The sequence below is a fragment of the Ochrobactrum sp. Marseille-Q0166 genome (assembly GCF_014397025.1).
GTDB lineage: Bacteria > Pseudomonadota > Alphaproteobacteria > Rhizobiales > Rhizobiaceae > Brucella.
In genome coordinates this window covers 388,501-400,764 of sequence record NZ_JACJUO010000002.1, presented here as the reverse complement: position 1 = coordinate 400,764, position 12,264 = coordinate 388,501, and the positions used below count along the sequence as shown (strand labels likewise).

Sequence of the window (12,264 nt, the reverse complement as noted above, 5' to 3'; positions counted from 1 at the left end):
CGTGGCATGGAAGTTTGCAACAACCAACGCTATGTTCCGCGGCAATCGCAATTGTGGAGAACTCCATTGAAAATTTTCATTTTTGGCAGCGTAAACGTGGATGTCAGTGCCCGCATGGCAGCGCTGCCGCGTCCCGGCCAGACACTCAATGCATCCGGCTATGGCATCGGTCTTGGCGGCAAGGGGGCCAATCAGGCGGTTGCTGTGGCAAAGCTCGGCGGCGATGTCCGTTTCGTCGGTGCGGTTGGCAACGATGCTTTTGGCCAATTGGCTGTCAAGCAAATGCAGCAGTTTGGTCTCAATACCGCCGGTGTTCAAATGATTGATGGTGTCGATACCGGTATCGCGATCATTCAGGTCGAAGAGGCCGGACAGAACACGATTGTTGTTTGCGCTGGGGCCAATGCAAACTGGGCCGCATCCGATATTGATGCCTATGCGTCTGATATTGCGAAAGCCAAAATCACGCTGTTGCAGCGTGAAGTCCCGCATGAAGCCAATCTTGCTGTTGCAAAGGCTGTGAAAGCCGCTGGTGGAACCGTGCTGCTTGATCCGGCTCCGGTTGGCGATGCAAGCCGTATGGCTGATCTGATTTCATTGAGCGAAATCATTTCGCCCAACGAAACCGAAGCCGCTGAAATCACCGGCATTGAACCAACCGATATTGCATCTGCGGAAGCTGCTGCACGCAAGCTTCTCGAACGTGGTCCGAAGATCGTTATCGTCAAGCTTGGTGGCCGTGGCTCATTGCTTGTGACGGCCGATGAGGTCAAACACTTTGAACCGTTCAAGGTGAAGGTGGTTGACACTGTTGCTGCTGGCGACAGTTTCAATGGTGGCTTTGCTGTTGCCTATTCGCAGGGTCAGTCGCTGCATGATTGCGTGCGTTTCGCGTCAGCTTCCGGTGCGATTGCTGTGACGCGCGTGGGGGCCGGATCTGCCGCGCCGACGGCGCAAGAAGTGGCCGAACTTCTGCAAAAACAGCCATAAATCACAAAAAAGCCATAAAAACCGATGGCAAAAAAGCCGCAAGATTGTGAATCCTGCGGCTTTTTTATGGCAATTATGTGATTTTGAGAGTGTTTAGAGCGTTGCGAGACGCTCAGTCAGCAACCTGAAGAAACCATCCGCATCAACATCCTTGATGAAGAGTGCATTCTTTGGGCGATCGGTAACTTCCCACCAATCGACGACTGTTTCACCGATGGTCAGCTCCGAATTGATCTCGATTTCCACGTTGCAATGGCGACCTGAATAAAGTTCAGGCTTGAGCAGATAGGCGATGACGTTCGGGTCATGCAGTGGGCCACCATCGGTGCCGTATTTTGCTTCATCATAGCGCTCGAAGAATTCAAGCCATGCAGCAACGACTTCCCCGACATGCGTGCCGAGGCCGCGAATGGCTGCGATGCGCTTCTCGGTGGTCAGCACCTTGTGCGTGACATCGAGCGGCATCATGGTGATTTGAATGCCTGATTTGAGCACAACTGCGGCTGCATGTGGATCGACATAGATGTTGAACTCAGCCGATGGCGTGATGTTGCCGCCTTCGAAATAGCCGCCACCCATCAGCACGATTTCCTTGACGCGTTCAGCGATCTTCGGCTCGCGGATGAGTGCAGAGGCAATGTTCGTGAGAGGGCCGAGCGGGCAGAGAGTGACGGTGCCAGCTTCTTCCTTCATCAGTGTTTCGATAATGAAATCAACACCATGCTGTGCCTGAAGCGGCATGGTGGGTGTAGGCAGATCATAACCATCAAGGCCGGTCTTGCCATGGACGTTTTCAGCCGTCACAAGCGGGCGCACCAGCGGACGGATGGAGCCTGCAAATACTTTTGTGTCCGGCTTTTTCGCAACTTCACAGATGGTGCGCGCATTGATTTCTGTGCGGGCCAGCGGGCCGTTGCCGGCAACGGCGGTGATGCCGAGGATGTCGAGTTCAGGGCTTGCGAGGGCCAGAAGAATGGCGACTGCATCGTCCTGACCGGGATCGGTATCGATAATGATTTTACGGGCCATGATTGGTTTCCTGATAGGGGATTTTAAAGAGCGTTGCGCGCTGCATTCACTGTCTGATCGACCAGCGCATCGAAAGAGATTTTCGCCGGTCGGCGCATATAGGTGACGATGTCGTCGGCAAGGAGCGGTTTTGACCAGCGTTCTGCGATAATGCCGGGGCCGTGCTGAATGGCGATCATGCTCAGAATCTGCGCGGCATTGCAGTCAACGTCATGGCCGATGCCGCAGACGATTTCCAGCGTCTGGTCGAAATTGCCTTCGCCGAACCAGAGTGCCACAACTTGTGCTGCGGCATTTGGCGTGACGTGAATCCAGTTATACTCGGCATATTCCGCATCGCATTTTGCCCAGGCGTCCTGCCAGCGATCTGCAGCACGGCAGGCATCAAGCGCGAAAGCGAGAACTGCGCCATATTCCGTGTCGGTCGAAAAAAGCTCTGCGGTTGAAACCAGCAATTCGCGCGTGTCTTTGATTGTAAAGGCGCGGGCTGCCATGACGGCATTGAAAACTTCGCCCAGGATTCCGTTTCCGGCATGTGAAATTTCCGCATCCATCCAGGCAAGGCGGGCAGCTTCACGCGCACGTCCCGGCACGACCATGCCGCAGATTGTGCCGCGCATCTGTGCGCCAATCCATTCATCAAACGGGTTGTCGGAAGTGCCGGTTTCAGGCGCCGTGAGACCGCGACGCATGTTGGAAAGGGCGATTGCCTCCGCCGACCAGCCAAGCGGGATCAGCGAGGTCCAGCGTTCGGCAATGTCGGCGCTGGTCACAGCAGAACCCCTCTCGCCAAAGGCTTCCAGAAAGGCGATCTCAAAAGTGATGTCGTCATTATAGGTGTTGGGCTCGCGCACATAATCGCGGATCGGACCAAAAGCCTCCATGATGTTCTCGGCCGTATAGCCCTCAAGTGCCGTGCCAGCCGCAGCGCCCACCAGCTGCGCCATCCATGCGCCCGCGGTACGGTCACGGAAATCATCAGACTGGATAGGATAAGCCACATCGTTGGGCCAGTTCACTGTCGCATCAAATGCATCCCACGATGCAAAGCGGATGGTTTTCTGCGATGGATGATCGGGATCGGGCTTTGCCGCGCGCATGAGTATGCGCAAACGCATATCGATGCGATAAAGGGTTTCAAAATCAGAGCGCTCCAGTGCCGCAAGCCCGTCGCGCAGAAGCTCTGCATAGGGTGCCAGCACATAACCCTTGTTTTCAAGTGATTGCAGCGCACCGGCCATCAGGCATTCAGGCGCTGCCGATCCCGGCACATTGCTTTTCCAGAACATGGCCATCAGATCGTCCTGCGCCTTCATGACGGCGCTTGCATCCCATGTCTGCTCTTCCGCCGCCCGAACAACGGGCTTTGTGTTGCGCAGCAGATCGCGTGTCAGCTCCCAGGCTTTCATATTTTTCTCGTTTTCATGCATTTCAGGATTTCTTCAACTGTCTTGCACGCCGCTGTCTTCTTGCGGCGTGTATCGTCAGCACCACGACGGGTACGAGATAAGGGATCATCTGCATCAGCTCGAAGGGCAACCCAAGGCTTTGCAGGGTGATTGCCAGCGATTCCGCAGCGGCAAGTACAAGGCTTGCGATCAGCGTTCCCCACGCCGTTCCCTGCCCCATCACTTCGGCAGCAATGGCGATGAAACCGCGCCCGGCGGTCATGTTCTGGCCGAACCATGTCACATAACCGAGCGAGAGATAGGCCCCTGCCGCACCGCCAAAGATGCCAGAAAGTATGAGCGCCTGCATCTGAACGCGTCCGGTGTGAATGCCTGCTGCGCGTGCCGATTTCGGATCGACACCCGTTGCGCGCAGATGAAGGCCGAACCGCGTCCGCATCATTAGAAGACTAACGACCGGAACAGCCAGCAATGCGACAAAGCTCAATATATGGATATTGCCGATATAAGGAACGCTGAGGCTTGGCAGCGCCCCGCTTTTCAACGCGCCCGACATACCCTTGTCACCGGTGGCAAGGAAAAGCCCCAGCGTCGTGCCAGCAGCCGCTGCAATATTGAGCGCGATGCCTGTCATGATGAGATCGGTACCGAGCTTGTTGACAGACAGAGACATGAGCCAGCCGAGAAAGGCGCCGACTATAAGGGCCGCAAGGAGCCCGATGGCCGGGCTTCCCGTTGCCGCACTTGCGAGAACGGCTATCAGCGCTGCGATCAGCATCATGCCTTCCATGCCGATATTCAGAACGCCTGCACGGTCGGAAATCATCACGCCAAGCGCTGCCAGCAACAAGGGCGTGGCAACACGCAGAATGGTTGCAATAAAAGCCGGATCGAGAATTTGTGCAAGAACTGCGCTCATGCCTGTTCTCCTTCCCGATTGCGGAGGTTTCGGATCACGCGCAATACTGTCGGGTGATTATGAATGACGCTTGCTGTTGCGCCCACCATGATAGCCGCGGTTATCAGACCCACGACTTCGGTCGGGATATTCATATTGCGGGCGAGAAGATCGCCGCCAACCTGAACGAAACCAAGGAACAAAGCTGCCGGAATGAGCAGGAATGGGTTTTCGCGGCCAAGGATGGCAACCACCAGCCCCGTCCAGCCGTAACCGGGCAGGTCCAGCCATGCAAAGCGGTTATGCAGGCCCAGAACTTCGAGTGCACCGGCCATGCCTGCCACCAGACCACCAACGATCTGCGCGCGCATGATGATGCCCTTGAGCGGTAGGCCCAGATGATTTGCAAATCCGGGACTGGAGCCTGCAATGCGGATATTGAGGCCGGAACGCGTCCAGTATAGCCAGATGCCACCTGCGATACAGGCGAGAATGGCAATGATCGAGCCGGAGTTCAAACGCGTGCCTGCCAGAAGCCGGTCGAGCTTTGCTTCGGGTGGAATGCGCAAAGACATCATGCCGCCCGCAGCCGGGTCGCGGATGACATAATTGAGCACGAACAGCCCGAGAAACAGGAAGGCATAGTTGAGAACCAGAGACGTTACCATTTCAGATGCGCCGAAACGCAGGCGCAGCGCTGCGGGGATCGTGCAGGCAAAGCTGCCTGCAACCGCACCGCACAAAATGGCGACCGGCAGTGAGAACCAGCCAAGCGACGGCAGCAGAACGGCTCCCGCAACGGCACCCAGTCCGCCAAGATAAAAACCGCTTTCCGCGCCCAGATTAAACAGGCCGGAGCGGAAAAGAATGGTGATGGCGAGGCCCGTCAGCATGATCGGCGTTGCAGCTTCCACCACATTACCCATGTGGCGAATGCTGCCAAACGGTCCGAGGAAGAAGGTTTTCAACACACCTGCCGGATTATCCTGCATCAGGGCGAGTGGCACGATCAGCAGCGCCATGATGATACCGATCACCAGCACTGTCAGAAAGAAGGGAATAAGATAGGATATAAATCTACGCATTAAGCTGCAACTCTCTGCTTAAGCATGATCTTATCCAAAAACCGTTTTACACTTTTTGGGATCATGCTCGCGTGCCCAGCATATAAGGTCCAAGGACCGCCGGAGTAATATCGGGTCCGTTCTTGAGGACGGCGACAATCCGGCCATTGAAGAACACGACGATGCGATCGCTCAACCGCAGCAATTCATCGAGATCAGCACTGACAAGAAGCACAGCACAGCCGCCCTGCGCCACTTCATCGATGCGGCGATGCAGGAAGGCTGCTGCTGAAACATCAATGCCGCGTGTTGGCTGATCGGCGATCAGGAACTTCGGTCTGGTGGCAAGTTCGCGCGCTGCGATAAGCTTCTGCGCATTGCCGCCCGACAGCGAGTCGAGCCTTTCGGTGATTGCACCTGCACGCACCGAATATTGTTTAATCATGTCGCTGACACGCGCTTTGATCGCGCTCCATCGCAGGAAGGGGCCGAAATCAGTGTCGCGGTTTCCATCCGTGCCGGCAATCGTGTTTTCAGCCAGAGACAGGCCCGGCGCGCCGCCTTGTGAAAAGCGGTCGGCAGGCAGATAGGCCAGGCCTTTCTCGCGCCAGCTTGCAGTGTCGGCGGCACACATATCTGCGCCGTTTAGGGTGATTGCACCTTGAGATGCGCGCATCAGGCCAGACAATGCGGAAACCAGTCCGCGTTGGCCGCTGCCATCCACACCGGCAACACCAACGATTTCTCCCGCACCAATGGTGAGGTTTACATCGCGGATACGGTCGGCAGGGTCGAGGGCTTCAATGGTGACGCCCTTCATTTCAAGAACTGTTTGCGTCGCGTCGAGCTTGTGCGCGCGTTGCGGAATCTCGACCGCGTGGCCCATAACCATCTGCATGATGGCATCGTCTAGCACATCGGCGAGCTTTTCGGTTCCTGCAACGGCGCCTGCGCGCAAGACCGTGACACTTTCGGCCAGTTCGCGCACCTCATTGAGCTTATGGGAAATGAAGAGAATGGTGATACCTTCATCCCGCAGTGCTTTCAGCCTGCGCATCAACTCTTCAATTTCGGGCGGCGAAAGAACGGCGGTCGGCTCATCCAGGATCAGCAGTCGCGTACGACGCGCCAGCGCCTTGAGGATTTCGATCTTCTGCTGGGCTGCAACCGAAAGCGTGCCGGTGATCGCATCCGGATCGGCGTGCAGATCATAATGCTGCATGAGTTCTTCGACCGATTTGCGCGCGCTCACACGGTCGATAAACCCGCCTTTCACCGGCTCATGACCGAGAATGATATTTTCGGTGACGGTCAGCGTCGGCACCAGCGAGAAATGCTGATGCACCATGCCGATGCCTCGGGCAGCGGCATCTTCCGGCGACCATGAAGAGATCGTCTGGCCGTCGATCACGATTTCGCCTGCGGTGGCATTTTCGATGCCAAACAGGATTTTCATGAGCGTGGATTTGCCTGCGCCGTTTTCGCCGCAAATGGCGTGGATCGAACCGGCGCGGATCGCAAACGACACATCGCGCAGTGCGACCGTGCCGTTCGGATAGACCTTGCTCACATCTCGGAAGGCGACGATTGTATCGCCGCCTTCAATGTTTTCAGCTTGTTTTTCCACGATTATGGACGAACCTTGTTACGGATCGCATTGAGATCTTCGGTGCTCATGCCAAATGCGGTTGGGACCGTGATCTTGCCTTCGGAGATTTCATCGGAAGCCTTCTTGATGGCGTCCTTCATTTCCTGCGTGGCCATGGAAGCCATGTTGCCATCCTGCACGATGCCGACAGCGCCTTCCTTCAGGCCGAGCGCTTCAGCCTTGCCGAATGGAAGATTGCCTTCCTTGAAACGGTCATAGGCCTGCAGAAGGCTGACATCGACGTTCTTCAACACGGAACTGACGACCTGCTTGGCCATTGCCGGATCGCTGTCCTTGAAGATGGCTTCCTGATCGGAGTCGACGCCCAGAACATATTTGCCGGTTTCTTTGGCTGCCGAAAGCTGGCCAAGGCCGGTCTGCGAGGCAACGACGAAGCCGAGCGACACGCCCGAACGATACTGTGCGAGGCCAAGTTCCTTGCCCTTTGCCGCATCCATGAAAGAGCCTGCATAGGAGATCGCGATTTTGGTGTCAGGCTCGACTGCCTGCACGCCAGCAATATAGCCAACGAGGAAGTCGTTGATGACCGGAATATCCATGCCGCCAAGGAAGCCGAGATTCTTGCCGGTGTCGCCGAGCTTGCCGTCTTTCAGGAGCGAGGCCGCCAGCATCCCACCGAGATAGGAACCTTCGTTCTGCTTGTACTGGATGGAATAAACATTGTCGTAGCCGCCTTCTTCATAAGGCACGCTTGCATCATAGAGGACGTATTTCTTGTCCGGATATTGCTGTGCAACAGAGCCAACTGTTTCCGACATCTGGTAGGTGCCGCCGATGATCAGATCCCAGTCCTGCTCGGATGCATCCAGGAAAACCGGTTCCCATTTGGTCGGATCATCACCGATTTCGAGAATCTTGGTTTCGACGTCGTCGCCATATTTGTCCTTGATCATCTTCATGCCATTGGCAGCGGAATCGAAGAAGGATTTATCGCCGAGCGCGCCATTGATGATGAGCAGGATCTTGTCCTGAGCCTGTGCTGCCGTGGTGGCAACTGTGCCCATCGCCGTGGATCCGGCGAGAGCGAGAGCAAGATGAAACATTCCCCGTCTGGTGAACTTGAACACAACAGAACTCCATTTTTACATCAATAAAGAGATGGAATTTCTGTTTCGGGCTTTTCGCCTCTTGCTACAGATCCCCCATACTTGCCAGATCAAACGCCGCTGCAAAGTGCAAGTCAATCTCCAATTTCGGGGGCTTCTGTGGACAAGACAAGGCTATTGCGTGAAATCCTGATAAACTATCCGATTATTTCACGAATGCCTGACTGGGATGACGCAAAGCCGGGTCAAAAGGGTTGAGTTTATCGGAAATAGCGGCTGCTTCACGCTGCAAAAGTTCCGTGATCGTGTGCTGACGTTTTTCTGTTAATCGTGAGGCCAGCGTGCCGATGCTGAGTGCGGCAACCGCCTCACCACTCCGATTGAGCACCGGAACACCTAAGCCGGCCATCCCGTCGATCATATTGAAGTTGAAGGTAGAGGCACCGGTTTCGCGCACTTGTGCGATCATGATGCGAAGATCAACCTCGTCAATGGTGGCCTTGTCCAGAATGCGGGGCATGTTGAAACGGATGATCGCCTCGCGCTCTTCTTCCGGCAGAAAGGACAGAATGGCAAGGCTACCCTGACCGATGCCAAGCGGCACCTTACCGCCGATATCACCAGTATAAGAGCGGATCGGGAACGGCCCTTCCACACGATCAAGACAGACCGCATCGAAATTGCTGCGCACCAGCAGGAAGACGGTATCGTTGAAGGTGGTTGAAAGTCGCAAGAGGGAAGGGCGGGCAAGACTCAGGATTCCATCGCGCTGACGCGCCTGGGCGGCCATAGCGAAAAACTCCAGCGACAGACGATAGGCCTTCTTGTCGGGAAGCTGCTCGACAAGGTTTTCCGCAATCAGCGTCTTGAGCAAACGATGCGCCGAAGGCTGGCTCAGTTCCAGTTCGCGCGCCAGATCGATCAACCGCACGCCATCATCCGTGCTGGCTGCCAGGCCTTTCAGAATATAAATTGCCTTCACCAGACTTGAGTTAAGCGCCGCACCAGATTTCGTATTTTCTGATATATCATCCATAAAATTGCTACCAAATTCTGTATTTTGAAAGAAATATATAATTTCTTCCGAAATTGAAAATTATAATTTGTAATCGTTCAAAATTTTCTGCCATTTAAAATCCGTCGCCAATGGGAAGGTCCGGCAAGGTGTCTTGACGATGCCGTAAGCGGATCGGCGGTTTTAACTTGAAGCAAGGGGAACGCCACGGTTGCGCCAGCGACCGGACCAACGCGCGTTCAAACCATCCAAGTCTGATCAGCGCTTCATGCGCGGTCGAGCCGCTTCCGCAAGCCAGCCCTAACGAAGAGGCGACGTGAGAAAACATCACGGCGCTTCCGTTCCCCCAGCCTATGGCGGAAGTCTTGCCGAGAGGGAGACGCAATGAGCTTTTTGACCCTTTCCAATATTTCCCGTTATTACGGCAAGTTCGCAGCCGTCGATAACTTCAATCTGGAGATTGAAAAGGGAGAGTTCATCTCGCTTCTCGGCCCTTCGGGCTGCGGCAAGACCACAACCTTGCAGATGATTGCGGGCCTTGTGCAGCCATCATCAGGCTCGATCACGCTTGATGGACGCGATATAACACGCCTTGCTCCGGCCAAACGCGAGCTTGGCGTCGTCTTCCAGAGTTACGCACTTTTCCCGCATATGACTGTTGCGCAGAATGTCAGCTTCGGCCTTGAAATGCGCAATGTTCCAAAGGCAGAACGGGAAAAGCGTGTTCGCGATGTGCTGGAACTGGTGCGTCTAAGTGCACTTGCGGATCGTTATCCACGTGAAATGTCGGGCGGTCAGCGCCAGCGTGTGGCCATTGCTCGTGCGCTGGTCATCAATCCGCCGGTTCTGCTGCTCGATGAGCCGCTCTCCAATCTCGATGCACAGCTGCGTGAAGAAATGCAGTTTGAACTGCGCCGGATTCAGCGCACGGTTGGCATCACAACGATTATGGTGACACATGATCAGGCCGAAGCGCTGTCGATCAGCGACCGCATCGTGGTCATGGAAAAGGGTGTCATAACGCAGGTCGATGCACCGTATAAGCTTTATGAGCATCCGCATAATCACTTCATTTCCAACTTTGTCGGCAAGTCGAACTTTCTCAAGGGTCATGCCGGGGACGGTCATATCAATCTGGCTGATACACAGGTGCGTTTTCCTGCAAAAGATGCGCCCGCATCCGGTGAGGTTTCTGTCTTCATTCGCCCGGAAAAAGTGCATCTCGTTGATGAGGATCAGGGCCATGTCAGCGGTGAAGTTACGACACGTTACTTCATGGGTGCGCAGTGGCTGCTGGGCGTTCTGACGCCTGCAGGCATGCTGTCCGTCGCTCTGCCGAACCTTGGCAACCCACCGCCAATAGAAGGCAGCAGGGTCGGGCTAACATGGGATCATGCGGATTGCCGTGTTCTCGACAAGGGAGCGCACTGATCATGAGTGCTGCTTCACAAACAGGTCCTCAATCAGGCTCCGGGGAGACGAAAGAACGGCGCAACTGGATGCCGCTTTTTCTCACAGGCCCATCCACTTTGATGTTCTTTGCCCTTGTGCTCTTGCCACTGGGGCTGACGGTGTTGCTCTCGTTCAATAGCTACAGCTATGACAAGGGCATCGAAGATATTTATACGCTCTCCAATTATATACAGGTGCTTCAGGACCCGTATTACCTCAATATTTTCTGGCGCACACTGAAACTCGCCTTGATTACCACTGTGATCACAGTGCTGATCGGGGTGCCGGAAGCCTATATTCTGTCCAATATGCGCGCACCCTGGCGCTCGATTTTCCTGCTCGTCATCATCGGCCCGCTGCTGGTTTCAGTTGTGGTGCGCACATTCGGCTGGAGCATGTTGCTGGGACGCAACGGGCTTGTAAACAGCGTGCTGGAATTTGTCGGTCTGCCAGCCCAGCAAATCCTCTACACCGAAACAGCCATCGTGATCGGTCTTGTGCATATCATGCTGCCTTTCATGGTTATTCCGGTCTGGACGGTGCTGCAAAAGCTCGATCCAACGGTAGAAGCCGCTGCGCTCACGCTTGGCGCGTCGCGCTTCACAGCGCTGCGCCGCGTGGTGTTTCCGCAGGCCGTGCTTGGCATTCTGTCGGGTAGCCTGATCGTCTTTGCGCTTTCTGCAAGCTCCTTTGCTATTCCGGGTCTGCTTGGTGGGCGTCGTCTCAAAATGGCGGCAACGGTCGTCTATGACGAATTCCTGATCGAGCTGAACTGGCCGCTGGGTGCTGCTATCGCCATTATCGTTCTGGTCGCCAATCTTGTGATCATGATCGCCTATAATCGCATGCTTGAAGGGCAGGCGAGAAAGAAGCTGGGGTAACAACGGCCATGGTTAAAAACGGTCCTTTTGCTCTTCTCTTCCACACGCTGGTCGTCATCTTCATGCTGGCACCGATGGTTGTGGTGTGTCTGGTGGCTTTCACACCGGAAAATACCCTGACTATGCCATGGAATGGATTCTCGCTGCGCTGGTTTGAGGCAGTCTTTGCCCATAACGACTTCATGACATCGTTCTCGAATTCGCTGAAGCTTGCAATCTTTTCGGCAACAATTTCAACGCTGTTGGCTGTTCCGTCAGGCCTTGCAATTGCACAGTATAATTTCCGTGGCCGCGATGCGCTCAACGCTTTGTTTCTGTCGCCGTTGATCATCCCGCATCTGGTGCTGGGCGTCGCATTCCTGCGCCTCTTCTCATTGATGGGGCTTACGGGTTCGTTTGCCTGGCTGGTCGCAACGCATGTCATTGTCGTAACGCCCTATGCGCTGCGCCTCATTCTGGCATCGCTCAGCAGCATGGACCGCAATGCGGAAAATGCGGCCCGCACACTGGGTGCCGGTGAATGGACGGTGTTCCGCCGCATTACATTACCGCTGCTGCTGCCGGGTCTTTCGGGTGGCTGGTTGCTTGCCTTCATCAATTCATTCGACGAATTGACCATGTCGATCTTCGTCACCTCGCCTTCCACGGTCACGCTTCCGGTCCGCATGTATATGTATGCCAGCGAATCCATCGATCCGATGATGGCGGCGGTGTCTGCGCTGATGATCCTTGTTGCAACCGTGACCATGGTGATCATTGATCGCCTGTTTGGTCTTGATCGCGTCCTCGTGGGCAAAGGCTAAGCAGGTAG

11 protein-coding genes are annotated in these 12,264 nt (G+C 55.3%); 4 read left to right on the top strand and 7 right to left on the bottom strand.

What is annotated here, in order from left to right; all coding sequences use genetic code 11:
• Positions 1–6: 6 nt before the first annotated feature.
• Positions 7–990: a ribokinase gene (rbsK, locus tag H5024_RS12990; RefSeq protein ID WP_187547473.1), complete on the top strand. Its 984-nt coding sequence runs from the start codon at positions 7–9 to the stop codon at positions 988–990.
• Positions 991–1,083: 93 nt separating this feature from the next.
• Here rbsK and H5024_RS12985 read toward each other — a convergent pair whose 3' ends face one another.
• The 7 genes from H5024_RS12985 to H5024_RS12955 all read right to left on the bottom strand — a co-directional run bounded on the left by H5024_RS12985 (position 1,084) and on the right by H5024_RS12955 (position 9,141).
• A complete protein-coding gene (locus H5024_RS12985) occupies positions 1,084–2,019 on the bottom strand; it encodes a nucleoside hydrolase (protein WP_187547471.1) in 936 nt (311 codons plus the stop codon).
• A 23-nt stretch (positions 2,020–2,042) separates the two neighbouring features.
• Complete coding sequence (locus tag H5024_RS12980; RefSeq protein WP_247875285.1) at positions 2,043–3,428, bottom strand: ADP-ribosylglycohydrolase family protein; 1,386 nt, start codon at positions 3,426–3,428, stop codon at positions 2,043–2,045.
• Positions 3,429–3,450: 22 nt separating this feature from the next.
• A complete protein-coding gene (locus tag H5024_RS12975) occupies positions 3,451–4,347 on the bottom strand; it encodes an ABC transporter permease (protein ID WP_187547467.1) in 897 nt (298 codons plus the stop codon).
• On the bottom strand, positions 4,344–5,411 hold the full coding sequence (locus H5024_RS12970) for an ABC transporter permease (protein ID WP_187547465.1): 1,068 nt from the start codon (positions 5,409–5,411) through the stop codon (positions 4,344–4,346). The genes H5024_RS12975 and H5024_RS12970 overlap by 4 nt, the downstream gene beginning before the upstream one ends.
• Before the next feature lie 61 nt (positions 5,412–5,472).
• Complete coding sequence (locus tag H5024_RS12965; RefSeq protein ID WP_187547463.1) at positions 5,473–7,017, bottom strand: ABC transporter ATP-binding protein; 1,545 nt, start codon at positions 7,015–7,017, stop codon at positions 5,473–5,475.
• Positions 7,018–7,019: 2 nt separating this feature from the next.
• Entirely contained in the window at positions 7,020–8,126 is a 1,107-nt protein-coding gene (locus H5024_RS12960) for a BMP family ABC transporter substrate-binding protein (RefSeq protein ID WP_187547461.1), read from the bottom strand.
• A 184-nt stretch (positions 8,127–8,310) separates the two neighbouring features.
• Positions 8,311–9,141, bottom strand: coding sequence for an IclR family transcriptional regulator (locus tag H5024_RS12955; RefSeq protein ID WP_187547459.1), 831 nt, complete (start codon positions 9,139–9,141; stop codon positions 8,311–8,313).
• Positions 9,142–9,504: 363 nt separating this feature from the next.
• Between H5024_RS12955 and H5024_RS12950 the strand changes: the two genes are divergently transcribed.
• From H5024_RS12950 to H5024_RS12940, 3 genes are all read left to right on the top strand, one after another.
• The gene (locus tag H5024_RS12950) at positions 9,505–10,551 is read left to right on the top strand and encodes an ABC transporter ATP-binding protein (RefSeq protein ID WP_187547457.1); all 1,047 of its coding nucleotides are present in this window, start codon (positions 9,505–9,507) and stop codon (positions 10,549–10,551) included.
• A gap of 68 nt (positions 10,552–10,619) precedes the next feature.
• Positions 10,620–11,453, top strand: a complete 834-nt coding sequence (locus H5024_RS12945; RefSeq protein ID WP_187548609.1) for an ABC transporter permease — start codon at positions 10,620–10,622, stop codon at positions 11,451–11,453.
• Positions 11,454–11,461: 8 nt separating this feature from the next.
• Positions 11,462–12,256, top strand: a complete 795-nt coding sequence (locus tag H5024_RS12940) for an ABC transporter permease (protein ID WP_187547454.1) — start codon at positions 11,462–11,464, stop codon at positions 12,254–12,256.
• Positions 12,257–12,264: the final 8 nt, after the last annotated feature.